Here is a 15,388-nt window from a genome sequence, read left to right as displayed (position 1 = left end):
ACCCTGAGCCGCCGCCCGTTGCGCGGCACCTTAACCTGATGATTCCTTTGAGGTTCGTATCATGCGTCTGACTCTGCCTTCCCTTGCCCTCGGCCTGCTGCTGTGCCAGGGCGCTTTCGCCGGTGACGGTACCGCCGCCATTGGCGGTGGCCTGGGTGGTGTTCTGGGTAACGTTGTCGGTCAACAGATCGGCGGCAAAACGGGGGCGGCCATCGGCGCCGGCCTCGGCGGCGCAGCCGGCAGTGCGGTAGGTGCACGCAAGGGTAACCGTACCGAAGCCGCCATCGGCGGTGGCCTGGGCTCGGCCGGCGGTTCGCTGCTGGGCGGCGCGGTGGGCGGCAAGACTGGCTCCACCGTGGGTGCCGGCCTGGGTGGCGCGGCCGGTGGTGCCATCGGCAACCACCTGGGCGACAACAACGGCAAGCACCGTCACCGTCACCGTCACTGATCCGATGACTCCGGGGCTGCTACGCAGCCCCTTTCCTTGCAGCACATCAACACCTCCTTCAGCACAATCCGGCACACTCGCTGCTACTGTCTATCGTGCCTCTGTGTGAAGGAACACCCCCTCCCCATGAACCAAGAGCTGCTCTGGGTCCTCGGCCTGCTGGCCATCGTCATCGTTCTGTTCGTCATCAATCGCCCACGCATGGACGTGGTCGCGCTACTGGTGATCCTCGCCCTGCCGTTATCGGGCATCCTTACCGTGGAGCAGGCGCTGGCCGGCTTCAGTGACCCCAACGTGGTGCTGATCGCCGCCCTGTTCGTGATCGGTGAAGGCCTGGTGCGCACCGGCATTGCCTACCGCATCGGCGAATGGATGAGCGAGCGGGCCGGCAACAGCGAGGCCCGCCTGCTGGTACTGCTGATGGTGGCCGTGGCGGGGCTGGGTTCGATGATGAGCTCCACCGGCGTGGTGGCCATCTTCATTCCGGTGGTACTGAGCATCGCCGCCCGCCTGCAGATTTCGCCCAGCCGCCTGATGATGCCGCTGGCATTCGCCGGCCTGATCAGTGGCATGCTCAGCCTGGTGGCCACGCCGCCCAACGTGGTGGTGCACAGCGAACTGGTGCGCCATGGTGAAGCGGGCTTCAGCTTCTTCAGCTTCACCCCGTTTGGCCTGGTGGTGCTGGTGCTGGGCATCGGCTACATGCTGCTGACCCGGCACTGGCTGAATGGCGAAGTGCGCAAAGATGGCCGTGTGGAAAGCCGCCGCACCCTGCTGGACCTGGTGCTGGACTACAAGCTCAACGGCCGTGAGCGGCGCCTGCGCATCCGCCCCCACTCGCCGCTGATCGGCCACACCTTGGGCGAACTGGAGCTGCGCACCCGGCATGGCGCCAACGTGATCGGCATCGAGCGCCAGCACAAGTTCACCACCCGGGTGATCGCCGCCGACTCCAACACCGTGCTGCACCAGGGCGACGTGCTGCTGCTAGACCTGTTCGCCAACCACGACGACCTGCGCAGCCTGTGCCAAAGCATGCAACTGGAGCCGCTGCACTTCAAGGCCGCCTACTTCATCGACCAGTCCCAGGAACTGGGCATGGCCGAGGTCTCGCTGCCACCAGGCTCGAAACTGCTCGGCAAGAGCATCCTCGAGCTGGCCTTCCGCACTCGCTTCGACCTCAACGTAGTCGGCTTGCGCCGCGAGCAGGAGGCGATCGAAGAACAACTGGTGGAAGAAAAGCTGCGCCTGGGCGACACCCTGCTGGTAGTCGGCCCATGGAAAGCCGTGCGCCAGTTGCAAAGCAAGCCCAAGGACTTCCTGGTACTGAGCCTGCCCGCAGAAATCGACCTGGTCGCGCCCGCCCGCACCCGCGCACCACAGGCGTTGCTGAGCCTGACAGTGATGGTCGGGTTGATGGTCAGCGGCGCAGTACCCAACGTCATTGCCGCGCTGATCGGCTGCCTGCTGATGGGCGCAGGCCGCTGCATCGACATGAACAGCGCCTACCGGGCCATCCACTGGCAAAGCCTGGTGCTGATCGTCGGCATGCTGCCCTTTGCCCAGGCACTGCAGAAAACCGGCGGCATCGACCTGGCGGTGGGCGGCCTGGTCAGCGTGCTGGGCGGTGCCGGCCCTAGCGCCATCCTTGCCTGCCTGTTCGCGGTCACGGCGCTGATCGGCCTGTTCATCTCCAACACGGCCACCGCGGTACTGATGGCACCAGTGGCCGTCAGCACCGCCGCGCAGCTGGGCATGTCGCCCTACCCGTTTGCCATGACCGTAGCGCTGGCCGCCTCGGCAGCGTTCATGACGCCGGTGTCATCGCCGGTCAACACGCTGGTACTGGGCCCAGGGCAATACCGCTTCGCCGACTTCGTCAAAGTCGGCGTGCCGTTCACCGTGCTGGTAATGCTGGTGACCGTGTTGATGGTGCCGTGGTTCTTCGGGCTGTGAGGTGATTGGCAACGAATGGAGGCAATTTGGCATTATCTCGACCGATCGCGGCAGATTGACATCAAGTACCTTGGCGAAACACACTTGTGCGCAATTGCCCCAGGTGCTTCAAGCCGTTGTCCTGGATTTCGTTTCCGCTTTGCCGGTCGAGCCCATGGTTTTTCCCGCCCAATCGCGCTTTTTGCACTACGTCGTTCTGCTCGGCCTGACCTTTGCCCTCACCCTGGGCGGTATCCTGGCCCGCCCGATCGAATCCCTGTCGCTGTTCTGGCCGGTCAATGCAGTACTAGCCGGGGTGCTGCTGCGCTACCCCCGCCAAGCCACGCTGACGGGCTTCGCCCTGGTCTGGCTGGCCATGGTCGGCGCCGACCTGTTGTGCGGCAGCGCCTGGGTACCGGCCTTGTGGTTCAACCTTTGCAACCTGGGCGTGGTGCTCACCCTCTGGCTGCTGCTCTCGCGCTTGCCGCGCCTGCACCGGCGCATGCGTACACCCCACGGCGTGCTCAGCGTGTTCGGCGCCTCTGCCACCGCGGCGATAGTGGCGGCCAGCATGGCGGCAGTAATGGCCACGCCATGGTTCGAACAGTCCTTGCGCGCCACCTGGCTGGCCTGGTTCAGTGAGCAGTTCTCGACCAGCATACTGGTGCTACCAGTACTGCTGACGGCGCCCTCGGCGCGAGCCCTGATACGCGGTGGCGCCCAGGCCATACGCCTGGCGCCGTTGCTGGTGCTGCTGGCCTCGCTGGCGTTCAGCATTGCCTTCGGCGGCCCCGGGGCCATTGCCTTCCCGATTGCCGCGCTGCTGTGGTGTGCCTGGACCTACTCACCGTTCCTGGTCTCACTGCTGACACTCACAGCCGGCAGCACACTGATCGTGGCGGTGGCGCAAAACCTCATGCATTTCAGCGTGCCACAGAGCGAGCCTGGGGTGTCCACGCTGATGTCGGCGCGCCTGGGCATCGCCATGCTGGTGCTCGGGCCGTTGGTGGTGGCCTGCGTCAGCCAGGCCAACCGCAGCCTGATGGCCCGTCTGGCACATCAGGCCACCATCGACCATCTCACTGGCGTGCTCACCCGCAGCGCCTTCACCCGCCGCGCCAACGCACTGCTCGACAGCCGCCAGCAACACGCCCAGGCACTGCCGCTGACCCTGATGATGCTGGATATCGACCACTTCAAGTCGATCAATGATGCTTACGGCCATGCGGTCGGTGACCAGGTGCTGCGCCAGTTTGCCGGCACCCTGCAGGACCAGTTGCACGATGGCGAACTGTTAGCCCGCCTGGGCGGCGAGGAATTCGTCGTGGTCCTCCCGGGCCTTGCGCCAGACAGGGCCAAGTTCACCGCCGAACGCCTGCGCCGCGCCGTGCAGGACCTGCATGTGGTGCAGGCCGACCAGCACCTGCAGATTACCGTCAGTATCGGCCTGGCCGGTTGCGCCGCCGACATGCCTGCCCCCACCATCGACGAACTGCTGGCGCGCGCCGATCAGGCGCTTTACCGGGCCAAGGCCCATGGCCGCAACCGCGTCGAGCAGGCCGAACCGCAACGCCAGGTGATGTGAACTAGCCGGCCAGCAAGTCCCACGACAACTTGGCGATCAGCACGCACAACAGCACCAGGAACAGCCCGCGGACAAAGCCCGCACCCTTGCGCACTGCCAGCCAGGTGCCGGTCAGCGCGCCGAGGATGTTGCACACCGCCATGGGCAAGGCGATGGCGTAGAGCACATTGCCCGATGGCACGAAGAACACCAGCGCAGCCAGGTTGGTGGCGATGTTCACCACCTTGGCCGACGCCGAGGCATGCAGGAAGTCCAAGGCGAAGAAGCGGATGAACAGGAAGATCAGGAAGCTGCCGGTACCCGGCCCGAACAACCCATCGTAAAAGCCGATTGCACCACCGATCAGCACCGCCAGGCACTGCTCCTTGCGGCCGATCTTTGCGGGTTTGTGCAGGGTGCCGAAGTCCTTCTTGCAGAAGGTGTAGATGGCCATCAGCACGATCAGCACCAGCACGGCCGGGCGCATCACGCTGGGCGGTACCAGCGACACCGTGGCGGCACCGGCAAACGACATGAGGAAGGCGCTGAGCGCAGCCGGCACGATCAACCCCCAGTCCAGCGTCACCCTGCGGATGAACGAGCGCGCAGCGAAGGCCGTGCCACACACCGACGCCAGCTTGTTGCTACCGAGCAATGCCGCCGGTTGCGCGGTAGGCAGCACGTTGAACAAGGCCGGGATCTGGATCAGCCCGCCGCCACCCACGGCAGCGTCGATCAGCCCTGCGGCGAAGGCGAACACGGAAAGCACAGCGATATCCATCATGACGCGGTTCCAGGCAGTGAAGACGCCTGCAAGGCTAATCAAAGTGCTGCGCTTGTGTTGAAATGCCACATTGCGAAAACTGCAACGAGGAGCAGGCAATGGCATTGGACATGCTGCGGGAAATCCAGGCGTTCGTCAGCGTGGCGCACAAGCGCAGCTTCGTTGCCGCAGCCCGCGCACTGGGGCGCTCACCCAGCGCGGTAACACGCGCGGTACAAACCCTGGAAGACAATGCGGGGAGCAAACTGCTCAACCGCAATGCCAATGCCGTAACCCTGACCGAAGCCGGTGAGCGTCTGCTGCCCCACGCCGAACGCTTGCTGGATGTGCAACGTGATGCCGCCGATGAACTGGCCGCACTCAGCGGCAGTGCACAAGGCTGGATCCGCTTCGCCGTACCGCAGGTGCTGGGTGAACATGTGCTGCCCCAGGTGCTTGCCGAGTTTTCCCGCTGCTATCCCCAGGTAACCCTGGACGTGCAGTACAGCGACGGGGCCCTGGACCCGCTGCAAGGCAAGTTCGATTTCGTGGTGCGCGGTGCCTTCCCGCAGTCCAGCGAGCTGATCGGCTACCCGCTGTGGGATTACCGACGCCACCTGTATGCGAGCCCTGAATACCTGGCCCTGGCCGGCACGCCACAACAACCTGAGGACCTCGAAGGCCATGCGCTGATCCTGCACACTGCCCCGCGCATACTCAAGGCCTGGCACTTCTGCCGCGACGGCCAGATTACCAGCCTGCGCCCCAGGCCCAGGTTGCGCCTGGACTCAGGCGACGCGGTGTACCACAGCACCCTGGCGGGCGCCGGCATTGCCCGCCTGGCCGCCTGGGTTGGCGAAGCGCAGGTCAAGGCCGGGCGGCTGGTGCGGGTATGCCCGCAATACCGTCTGACCTCCAGCAACGGCCAGGACCCGCAGATGCATGCCGTGTACCCCGCTGGCGAGCTACCGGCGAGGGTACGCGACCTGCTGGCGGCCCTGCGCCACGCTGGCCTGGCCTACTGAAACGCCCCCTGAAACGGCTGTTCAAATTCTGCTCAATTTAACAGAGCCCGCTGCAGACCTGGCTTGCAGCACTTTATCCACAGACCTACCCACGTTTTTTGTGGACAGATTTCCCAGTGCAAAGAATGACTTATCGTACAAATCGGTAGGGTGAATCGGCCAACAACCAAGAGGAATGGGCCCGCCCGAAAGACAGGCAGGCCGCGGGACTGTGGATGATGAACGTCAGCTTGGCGGAATGGTGCCAAGAATACCAATCAGAATGGTCAGCAGCAGAAAACCACCCAGGAATAGCGCAAGCTTGCCCATTGGAACCTCTACAAGTGTATGCGGGAATGGGCATATTGTCGGGCGTGGGCTGATACGGTTACAGATTCAGGTTTGTGGAAAAAAAGCGGATCAGATGCGAAGCGCCGCTCCCACAAGAGCAGCGCAGTCGCCCCCTATGCGTGACAGCAATTTTTGCAGTCATCCACGCTGTGCTAGGTTCAAGTGCTTGCCCCCCCGCCAAGGAGTGCCATCCCACCATGACTGCTTTCGCGACCAACGCAGCACTGTTGTTGATCGACCTTCAGGCCGGCATCCACCACCCGCGCCTGGGCCGGCGCAACAACCCCGAGGCAGAAGTACATATGGGCGAACTGCTGGCGGCATGGCGTCGGTCAGGACGCCCGGTGGTACATGTGCGCCACCTGTCCCGCTCGGTGGACTCGGTGTTCTGGCCGGGCCAGCCCGGTTGCGAATTCCAGCCCGCATTCACCCCGCTGGCCAGCGAAACAGTGTTCGACAAACATGTGCCCGATGCCTTCGCCAACTCCGGCCTGGAGCGATGGCTGCACACGCGCAGCATCAACGAACTGGTCATCGCCGGGGTGATTACCAACAATTCCGTGGAATCCAGCGCACGCTCGGCGGGCAACCTCGGTTTCGATGTGGTGGTGGTTGAAGACGCCTGTTTCACCTTTGACCAGTACGACCTGCAAGGCCGGCTGTGGCCCGCTGAGGATGTACATGCGCTGTCGCTGAGCAACCTGGCACTGGATTACGCGCGGATCCTGCGCACAGAGCAGGTACTGATTGATGGCGCGCTTCAAGTCAGCCGCTGAAGCTTCTGCGCAGGCAACCAGCCAAGCTCGCCATTGCCATGGCGCCGACACCAGACCCAGCCATTGAGCTGATGCACCATCTGCACCAACTGCCCCGGGTCGACATCCAGCTCATGCGCCGAGTAGTGGTCCAGCGCCCTGCCCTGGCACACGCTGAGCCGCTCGATCAATTGGGCCGGCACCCAGCCGGGTTCCTGGCCGGTGCAGGTGCACAGATACCAGTCCTGCCACCCTGGCTCGCCCTCGTAGCGCGGGCCGATGTCCAGCAAGGTGCCCCTGGCGAAGCGGATGGGCCGCGGGTACTCACTGCGGTGAGTTTCAATCACGACGTAATGCACGGGCCTCTCCATGGCCGGGAAAGCTAGCGATCGTAGCAGAAGCAGTAAAACTCGCTGCCATCCGGTGTTTGTATCTTTCGGCGTACCGACCCCCTGGAGGACGACACCAACGGCGCCCCGCCCCCACCGGCCGAAGCCTATGCGCAGCGCTCTACTGGCAAGTAGGGCTACCCCGGCTGATCAGCGGTGGCATCAAGCGCCGCAAACGTTCACCCAGGCAATGGTGGATGCAGATCACCTGTAGTTGCGGGTTAGCAATTGCTACATAAGATTTCGAAAAGCACGGCATGCCTTGGATTGAGCCGCGTTAAGGGCGTGCATTACCGAAAACCGCTTGCTCCCAGCTACCATGCGGCGTTGAGCCAGGTTTGAAAGACACGACTTGAAACGTAGTTTGTAGGATCTTTTACCGAGCAATGTAGGAAGAATCGATGTAGAGGGATTTGCCTGTATGAAACCTCAGTTTCTCCAGCAAAATCGAGCTGCTACGGTCCAGTTTTCCTACAACGGCACGGAAGCCTACAGCATGAGAAAAGCATGGACCCGTTCAATGCCTCGGCCCTGAAACTGCAGAAAAATTTGCTTAACCTGCGCCTTGAGCGCGATCGCCTGAGAAGGGAGGGCAAGGACAAGGAAGCGGACGAACTCGCTGCACCGATCGAGCGGATAGAGGCGGCTATTCGGCAATTACCGGATGACATGAAGCCAGTGACCCTGCAATAGAACCTGTGGGAGCGGGCATGCCCGCGAAGAATGCAACGCGATGCATGGCACCGGCTGCGCCGGTGTTCGCGGCTGAAGCCGCTCCCACAGGTACAGTACAGACCTCAAGCTTTACGCAATCCCTGCAGAATATTATCCATCTCCGCGCGCTGCGCATGCAGAGCACTGAAGGTGGTCCCGGGCGAGGCCAATCGATGGAACCCACTATCACGCACCACACTGATCGTGAACATCAACGTCTGCGGTTTTGTGGGTGACGGGATCTACCTCTTCTACTAGGATGACACGTCTGCATCAAACGCCTGCAGGCCGCTGATGAAGAGCATTTCGAGATCTCGGAGAACACCAGGCATAAGGATCGGCTTATCCGCCGGGACATAACCTATGCCCCGGCCTGGGTGCTGCTGGTGTGGAACGCCTATCTAGTCTGATTTATCCCGAATTTCGTAGCCATGGCCCTGCAGCAGCATTCACCAATTACATCTATCGGGATCACCAGTGTCACGTATCAAAAAGCTTGGTGTTTTTATCATTCTGCTCGTTGGTTCCGGCTATGCAGCTGTCGAATGGAAGAGGCACGCAGACTTTGAAAAGACCGGGGAGGACCTGGTCCGCCAGCTGGGCTCACAAATCGTTACCAATCTTGGGCAGATGAATGCCACTTGCAGGTCCGTGGCCAGGATTGACTCGGTCGCCCTTGATTCTGACGGGTTGCTTGGCATGAAGGGATCGGCCGTTCTGTACATTACCGGGAAGAACGACAGCGCTATTTCCATTAACTACCGCATGGAAACGGTGGGAGACAAGGTTTGGGTCCAGCCTACGGATCAGGTTTCCGCGCAGTTGTCAGTGATGCAATTTGGCTTGAGAAGCTGCGGCTAGAGCTCAGTAGCAAGCAGGGCGGAGGCGGTCAAAGAGGCAGTCACCGCCGGCGGCCAGGTGCTGGGCCACACCAAGGGCGACATAACCGAGTGGATTTATCGCCGAGTTGGAGCCCTGGCGAAACCGACCAAGTAAGAAGTATCGGAAGCGCTTCCGAAACAAACCATTCCCACGGACGCTCCCATGGATGGTTTTCTATGCCCCAAAAACGCAAAAAGCTCTGAGTAATCAGGGCTGGTCTCCCAGCAGAGGGAGCGTCTGAGCCACGTCAGTCCATACACAATTCATCTACAGCGTCTGGATGACCATGTCTATGGATGGTGAACATCTGCAATTGCTCATCACCGCCGCCCCCCAAAGTTCTTTGACCAGGCTTGCTGAATGGCGTGTGACAAAATCGATGAAGCTCGGAACAGCAGAATGACCAAGATCTAGTCGTTCAGCCTCGAACGACGAGGCGTCTGGCGGTCAAGCCAGTGTCATCAGCTACGCCCTACCTCTGCTGGACGAGGTCAGCATTTCTCCGAGCCAACTTGGCCGCCCGCGCAAGCGCTGTTAATGGTTGCTTGCAGGCAGGGCTACGACGGCTATGCGCTACGCCGCTACTGCGATATCAAATGGAACCCGAACATATCGATATTATCGATAGTAATTTGTATTTTTTTGCATAATAAAATCTGAAATTACGCTTCAAATAATCAAGAGAATATCGCTACGATGAATGCGCATCATTAGCTGATGCATTTGATTATTATTTACATGGAGCGTTTATGAAAATCGACTATTCCAATCCAATGTCTAAAGCCTTTACAACGGAACAAAAGGGGATGACTCTTGCCGAGGCGAGCCCAAATACCATGTTCAAAAAACTCAAGTCTGTTCTGTTCAACCTCGCTAACCCACCATGCTCTCCAGGATGGGCTCATGTTTGCGGTAGCGGCGGTTGGAATTGGTAAATAAGGCGATTGGTAAGTCTAGAAATCAAACTCACTGATTTTGAGTTAGGCATTTAATCGGCTGTACTAGACCCCTTTCGAAATTGAAAGGGGTTTCATTGCTTCAAGGAAGAAAATATGACATCTCTATGGACAATCCAACAATCACTACCCGATGACTTACCAGAATTTGCGATCGAAGCTTATAGCGACATCAAGCCTTACTTGGAAATTTTTCTAACCGGGAACCACCCGCACAGAAAAGGGGTGATGTGCCCTTTCATGCCCAAAGCTCTACGCTCGAATGAGATTTATTTTTCCTGCGTTGAAAATAGTAGATCAGACCAAGAAATTATCTCCCTGATTGAGAATTGCATTACCTTCTACAAAGCGCGAGCAAGAAAAACCCCTGGCGCCATTATAATTATATTTGAGCCTGACTTCGATATAGCTCGCCTTCTCCGGATACATATCGAAGCGAAGCCAACTTGTATAAAAAGTGAGTTGATGATCGGAGCGCTATATAAGGACAGCCCGGCCCCAAGCTTGCACTCTAAAAGCTACTTTCCACTTAGAACCCCTACCCCGACATTGGTGCTCAGGGATCTCACGTCACAGGATTTAATTTTTCTCAATCCCGACCATTACAATATAAAGCAGAAAATCGGTTTTCTCGACGCATTCATCAATAAATTCAGTTTCTATGACGGCAAGGGATTCATAGGAAAGCAGTTAGCTGAGGCAAAAGCATTGAGGAGCAGATACGCAAGAGCCAGAACGAGAAACGCTGGTGCCATAGCTATGTTGAGCGTCTCGATTATTTTATTTGCTTTGTTCGCCATAGGAAGTAGCTAAGCATGAAAGACAGAAGCTTTGTTCTTGCCATTTTGCTTGCAATTGCACAGCAAGCCTTACTAGCATTTTCTACATACTTCATTGCCATGGCAGGAGCTACTCTGTCCGACGGTGATTTAACGCTAGTTTTGCGCTACATCTCTTTCTTTTTTGGATTTGCGCTCTCTGCCTACATTGTAAGCTCATTGTCATCAATTTATGTTACGAAGGCTTCCAACTCCATATGGCTTAAGTACACAAAGTCGGCTTTGCGCGAAGCCTCTAGTGACATGCAATATGCTTCAGAAAAAAATAAAAAGAGCTTGGTTCAGTGGGTCAGCGGAGAGGCGGGTTCGACCATTACTCATGCCTGTGGATTTTACGTCGGACTGGTATCAACCTGCCTTAATATAATTATGACGCTTGCTGTGTTTTACTTATCAATAGGTTTAGAAATTACAATAGCAATTTCCATCTCACTCTTGATATCTGCCACACTAGTGGCTTTTTTAAAGAACCGGATAAAGAAGATTGCCGGGGACATGCAGCAAAAGAGGCTTGATGCGTTGCTGTCCATTGAACTCACTTGGGACTCAGCGACCCTAGGGAGTCTTAGAATGAAATCAGAGAGCTTTGAGTCCCTCGACACGAAAACGCGCTCGTATTTTGGCGAGGTAGACAGATACGTTTTACTAGAGCAGGCAATCGCATGTTTACCTATCGCTCTCGCGACCATTGTTGTGGCCGCGACCATCCACACTGCAGGCATCATCACTGCTGCAAGCGTGGGTGCCTTGGTGGCTATGCTGCCTAGAAGCCTGCAGGTATTCGGGAGCATCCACTCCTTAAGTATCTATTTCAGTCAGTTCCTCTTGGTTCGAGCCAAAATGAAGAACCTACATAGTTTCGTTTCTAAACTTGATAAGCATGACAGACTTTCTTCCATGAACTTAGATCACATCAAGATTGAAGAGCACCATTCATCTTATGCCGTCAAACCCTGCGAGCTCTTAGATCAACTAAAAAATGGATCAATCACAGTTGGTCGCTATTTGCTGAGCGGAAGTAATGGGTCAGGAAAGTCTTCATACCTAAAAAAAATAAAAGCTGCTGCAAAGGATTCTATTCTGATGACGCCTGAGGCGCAATTTATTAATCTTGACAATAATCTGTCAACGGGTGAACTGAGGCTTCTACAAATTGAAAAGGCTTTGTGTTCACCCCCACCAATCGTTATGCTGGACGAGTGGGACGCCAATCTAGATCTCGACAATGTGAGCCGTTTCAATGCCATCCTAGATTCAGCAGCAAAGAAAATTGTGGTCATCGAGTCTAGGCATAAGCGCTAATGTGCTCCGCCAAGTGTCATAGACGCTGCAGCTTATTAGCGCCACCGACACCATAGGTGGAAGCTTGGTGATACCTTTCATAGCCTCCCTGCACCGGTATACCTCGAATAGCCAGGAGGCGCTGCTCATGGACAAAATACGTATCAACCCTGGAAGAGCAAAGGCGGTGAGCTGAGGCTGACACAGGAAGCCTTCGAGGCCATCCCGAAGACCTGAGTCCATTGCCTAGATCTGCGGGGGGGCATCTGACTCCGCCAATCGGGATGCCTCCATTGCGAAGGCGCCCACACCGGAGGAAAACACCCGAGTTGCGGAAACGCTGAAGAATATGCGGAAGCGACCAGGTGCCGGGCGAGGAAAAAATCGAGACCCCAAAAACGCAAAAAGCCCTGAATAATCAGGGCTTTGAATATGGCGGAAGCGTAGAGATTCGAACTCTAGGATAGTTGCCCATCGACGGTTTTCAAGACCGTTGCCTTAAACCACTCGGCCACGCTTCCAGCTCGTTTTGCGGCCGCCATCATACCGTAATGAAACAAGCTGTCAAACTCTCTGTGTCGCGGGTTGTGGGAGCTCTGATAGACTCCTAGCATCTGAACGTTTGAAACCACAGGTTTACCAAGGAGTGTCGCCATGCGCGAACAGGATTACGCCGTACACCACGGCCAGCAGGTCGAGCAGCAGGAGATCAGCAAGGTCCTGCGCAACACGTACAGCCTGCTGGCACTAACCCTCGCCTTCAGCGGTGTCATGGCCTTCGTGGCCCAGCAGATGCGCGTCGGCTACCCGAACGTGTTCGTGGTGCTGATCGGCTTCTACGGGCTGTTCTTCCTTACCAACAAACTGCGTGACTCGGCCTGGGGCCTGGTCTCTACCTTCGCCCTCACCGGCTTCATGGGCTTCATCCTCGGCCCAATCCTCAACCGTTACCTGGGCATGGCCGGTGGCGCCGAGGTGGTCAGCTCGGCGTTTGCCATGACTGCGCTGGTGTTCGGTGGTCTGTCGGCCTATGTGCTGATTACCCGTAAGGACATGAGCTTCCTCAGCGGCTTCATCACTGCAGGCTTCTTTGTCCTGCTGGGTGCTATCGTGGCCAGCTTCTTCTTCCAGATCAGCGGCCTGCAACTGGCGATCAGCGCCGGCTTCGTGCTGTTCTCGTCAGTCTGCATCCTGTTCCAGACCAGTGCGATCATTCATGGTGGCGAGCGTAACTACATCATGGCGACCATCAGCCTGTATGTGTCGATCTACAACCTGTTTGTCAGCCTGCTGCAACTGTTTGGCATCATGGGTCGTGATGACTGATTGATTGCTGTACGAGAAAGCCCGCCTCGGCGGGCTTTTTTGTGGGAGCGGGTTTCGGGCTCAGGCTCTACCTGCTGGAGCAAACAGCACTCAATAACTGACCTTAAAGTCAGATAATCAGCCGAATGGTCGTCGATCATGCCGCCATCGTGCTTTTCCCTACCCCAATCCGCCATCACCCCGTAGAATGCGCTCCTTTTTTCTTCCGGGGCAGCTTTCCGCAATGAGTTCACACGAACACGGCCCAGGCGTGGCGGCGCCTGCCAATGAACTGGTGCTTGGTCTGGAGGACAAGCCACGGCTGTTGATCGGCCTGCTGGCAGCCCTGCAGCACCTGCTGGCTATCATCGTGCCAATCGTCACCCCTGGCCTGCTGATTTGCCAGGCGCTGGGTGTATCCGCACGTGACACCAACCTGATCGTCTCCATGTCGCTGGTAATCTCGGGTATCGCCACCTTCGTGCAGTGCAAACGCTTCGGGCCATTCGGCGCCGGGCTGCTGATCGTACAGGGCACCAGCTTCAACTTCGTCGGCCCGCTGATTGCCGGCGGGGCGCTGATGGTCAAGCAAGGTACGCCGGTAGAGGGCGTGATGGCGGCCATCTTTGGTGTGGTAATCGCCGGTTCGTTCGTCGAGATGGGCGTGTCGCGCATCCTGCCCTTCGTCAAACGCCTGATTACCCCGCTGGTGACCGGCATCGTGGTGCTGATGATCGGCCTGACCCTGATCAAGGTCGGCCTGATCAGCATGGGCGGTGGCTTCGGCGCCATGGCCAATGGCACCTTCGCCAATGGCGAGAACCTGCTGCTGTCGGGCGTGGTGCTGGCGATCATCGTCATCCTCAACCGCATCCCGGTGGTATGGATGCGCAGCTGCGCCATCGTTATCGCCCTGGCGGTCGGCTATGCACTGGCCGGCTATCTGGGCCGCCTGGATTTCACCGGCATGCACGAAGCCGCGCTGTTCCAGGTACCGATGCCGCTGCACTTTGGCCTGGGCTTCTCGTGGGCGCTGTTCATCCCGATGTTGGTGATCTACCTGGTGACTTCGCTGGAAGCCATCGGTGACGTTACCGCCACCAGCAAGGTGTCGCGCCAACCGGTCGAAGGGCCGGTGTGGATGCAGCGGATCAAGGGCGGTGTGCTGGTCAACGGGGCCAACTCGCTACTGGCCGGTTTGTTCAACACCTTCCCCAGCTCGATCTTTGCCCAGAACAATGGCGTGATTCAGCTGACCGGGATCGCCAGCCGCCATATTGGTATTTGGATCGCCGTGATGCTGGTACTGCTGGGGCTGTTCCCGAGCGTTGCCGGGGTGATCCAGGCAGTGCCGGAGCCCGTGCTGGGTGGCGCGGCCATGGTCATGTTCGGGGCGGTTGCGGCTTCGGGTATCAATATTCTGGCCAGCACTCGGCTGGACCGTCGTGCCCTGCTGATTATCGCTGTGTCCCTGGCCTTGGGCCTGGGTGTGGCGCAGGTGCCGGAGTTCCTGGCGCACATGCCGGCGGCGATTCGCAATGTGCTGGAATCAGGTGTGGCTACCGGGGGTATCTGTGCCTTGGTGTTGAACTGGTTCCTGCCGGAGAGCAAGGAACAGGCTTGAGCCTGGCGTCCTTCTGTTAGGGCCATGGGGCTGCTTTGCAGCCCGTCGCGACACAAGGCCGCTCCTACACGGGGCCGCGCAGGCCTGGAAATTGGTACAAGACAGAAAGCCCGCCCCGCCATGCACAAGCGGGCGCGGGCTTTTTTGCTTTATCATGGCACCATTCCTTTTGCATGAGTTATCCATGAAATTCGCTATCGCGGTGTTCTCCCCGGCCCATGCGCCCTCCTCGCGGCGCGCCTTGCGCTATGCCGAGGCGGTGCTGGCTGGCGGGCATGAGATTGCCCGGCTGTTCTTCTACCAGGACGGGGTACACAGTGCCTCGGCAAACGTGGTCACCCCCCAGGACGAACTGGATGTGGCCGGCCAATGGCGCGCGTTCATCGAGACCAACCAGCTGGATGCAGTGGTGTGCATCGCCGCCGCTCTGCGCCGTGGCGTGCTCGACGAGGCCGAAGCCAGCCGCTATCAGCGCCCGGCCGTGAACCTGCCCAAACCCTGGGAGTTGTCGGGGCTTGGCCAGTTGCATGAGGCGGCGCAGGTTGCCGATCGCCTTGTCTGCTTTGGAGGCGACTGAA

15 protein-coding genes, 1 tRNA gene and 2 pseudogenes are annotated in these 15,388 nt (G+C 58.6%); 15 read left to right on the top strand and 3 right to left on the bottom strand.

What is annotated here, in order from left to right; all coding sequences use genetic code 11:
* Positions 1-61: 61 nt before the first annotated feature.
* The 3 genes from CAY82_RS04150 to CAY82_RS04140 all read left to right on the top strand — a co-directional run bounded on the left by CAY82_RS04150 (position 62) and on the right by CAY82_RS04140 (position 3,968).
* Positions 62-448, top strand: a complete 387-nt coding sequence (locus tag CAY82_RS04150; RefSeq protein WP_087500050.1) for a glycine zipper domain-containing protein — start codon at positions 62-64, stop codon at positions 446-448.
* A 126-nt stretch (positions 449-574) separates the two neighbouring features.
* Positions 575-2,404 carry an SLC13 family permease gene (locus tag CAY82_RS04145; RefSeq protein WP_087500049.1) on the top strand — a complete coding sequence of 610 codons (1,830 nt, stop codon included), beginning with the start codon at positions 575-577 and terminating at the stop codon, positions 2,402-2,404.
* A 139-nt stretch (positions 2,405-2,543) separates the two neighbouring features.
* Positions 2,544-3,968: a GGDEF domain-containing protein gene (locus tag CAY82_RS04140; RefSeq protein ID WP_087500048.1), complete on the top strand. Its 1,425-nt coding sequence runs from the start codon at positions 2,544-2,546 to the stop codon at positions 3,966-3,968.
* 1 nt (position 3,969) lies between these two features.
* Here CAY82_RS04140 and CAY82_RS04135 read toward each other — a convergent pair whose 3' ends face one another.
* The gene (locus CAY82_RS04135) at positions 3,970-4,731 is read right to left on the bottom strand and encodes a TSUP family transporter (RefSeq protein WP_087500047.1); all 762 of its coding nucleotides are present in this window, start codon (positions 4,729-4,731) and stop codon (positions 3,970-3,972) included.
* Between the two features lie 98 nt (positions 4,732-4,829).
* Between CAY82_RS04135 and CAY82_RS04130 the strand changes: the two genes are divergently transcribed.
* Positions 4,830-5,735, top strand: a complete 906-nt coding sequence (locus tag CAY82_RS04130) for a LysR family transcriptional regulator (protein ID WP_087500046.1) — start codon at positions 4,830-4,832, stop codon at positions 5,733-5,735.
* Between the two features lie 527 nt (positions 5,736-6,262).
* Positions 6,263-6,841 (top strand): cysteine hydrolase family protein, encoded by a 579-nt coding sequence (locus CAY82_RS04125; RefSeq protein WP_087500045.1) that lies wholly within the window; start codon positions 6,263-6,265, stop codon positions 6,839-6,841.
* Here the strand turns inward: CAY82_RS04125 and CAY82_RS04120 are convergent.
* Complete coding sequence (locus CAY82_RS04120) at positions 6,826-7,179, bottom strand: SH3 domain-containing protein (RefSeq protein ID WP_087500044.1); 354 nt, start codon at positions 7,177-7,179, stop codon at positions 6,826-6,828. The genes CAY82_RS04125 and CAY82_RS04120 overlap by 16 nt on opposite strands.
* A 93-nt stretch (positions 7,180-7,272) precedes the next feature.
* Between CAY82_RS04120 and CAY82_RS26970 the strand changes: the two are divergent.
* The 7 genes and pseudogenes from CAY82_RS26970 to CAY82_RS04095 form a co-directional block, all read left to right on the top strand.
* Positions 7,273-7,423, top strand: a pseudogene (locus CAY82_RS26970) (alpha/beta hydrolase); the annotation flags it as partial.
* Between the two features lie 293 nt (positions 7,424-7,716).
* Entirely contained in the window at positions 7,717-7,902 is a 186-nt protein-coding gene (locus CAY82_RS04115; protein WP_063912572.1) for a hypothetical protein, read from the top strand.
* Positions 7,903-8,081: 179 nt separating this feature from the next.
* Positions 8,082-8,333 (top strand): annotated as a pseudogene (locus tag CAY82_RS27230) (helix-turn-helix transcriptional regulator); the annotation flags it as partial.
* A 67-nt stretch (positions 8,334-8,400) separates the two neighbouring features.
* Positions 8,401-8,784, top strand: a complete 384-nt coding sequence (locus CAY82_RS04105; RefSeq protein WP_087500043.1) for a hypothetical protein — start codon at positions 8,401-8,403, stop codon at positions 8,782-8,784.
* Positions 8,785-9,554: 770 nt separating this feature from the next.
* Positions 9,555-9,740 carry a hypothetical protein gene (locus tag CAY82_RS25740; RefSeq protein ID WP_140399079.1) on the top strand — a complete coding sequence of 62 codons (186 nt, stop codon included), beginning with the start codon at positions 9,555-9,557 and terminating at the stop codon, positions 9,738-9,740.
* A gap of 117 nt (positions 9,741-9,857) precedes the next feature.
* A complete protein-coding gene (locus CAY82_RS04100) occupies positions 9,858-10,574 on the top strand; it encodes a DUF6875 domain-containing protein (RefSeq protein ID WP_256576223.1) in 717 nt (238 codons plus the stop codon).
* A gap of 2 nt (positions 10,575-10,576) precedes the next feature.
* A complete protein-coding gene (locus CAY82_RS04095; RefSeq protein WP_256576222.1) occupies positions 10,577-11,902 on the top strand; it encodes an ABC transporter ATP-binding protein in 1,326 nt (441 codons plus the stop codon).
* 412 nt (positions 11,903-12,314) lie between these two features.
* Here the strand turns inward: CAY82_RS04095 and CAY82_RS04090 are convergent.
* Positions 12,315-12,402: transfer RNA gene (locus CAY82_RS04090), tRNA-Ser, on the bottom strand.
* A gap of 133 nt (positions 12,403-12,535) precedes the next feature.
* Between CAY82_RS04090 and CAY82_RS04085 the strand changes: the two genes are divergently transcribed.
* The 3 genes from CAY82_RS04085 to tusD all read left to right on the top strand — a co-directional run bounded on the left by CAY82_RS04085 (position 12,536) and on the right by tusD (position 15,387).
* A complete protein-coding gene (locus CAY82_RS04085) occupies positions 12,536-13,207 on the top strand; it encodes a Bax inhibitor-1/YccA family protein (protein ID WP_087500042.1) in 672 nt (223 codons plus the stop codon).
* Between the two features lie 223 nt (positions 13,208-13,430).
* Positions 13,431-14,810, top strand: a complete 1,380-nt coding sequence (locus tag CAY82_RS04075) for a nucleobase:cation symporter-2 family protein (protein ID WP_087500040.1) — start codon at positions 13,431-13,433, stop codon at positions 14,808-14,810.
* 184 nt (positions 14,811-14,994) lie between these two features.
* A complete protein-coding gene (tusD, locus tag CAY82_RS04070) occupies positions 14,995-15,387 on the top strand; it encodes a sulfurtransferase complex subunit TusD (protein ID WP_087500039.1) in 393 nt (130 codons plus the stop codon).
* The last annotated feature ends 1 nt before the right edge of the window (position 15,388 follow it).

The organism is Pseudomonas sp. SID14000 (assembly GCF_002165135.1).
In the GTDB taxonomy this organism is placed as follows: Bacteria; Pseudomonadota; Gammaproteobacteria; order Pseudomonadales; family Pseudomonadaceae; genus Aquipseudomonas.
This window is presented reverse-complemented; position numbering and strand designations above follow the sequence as displayed.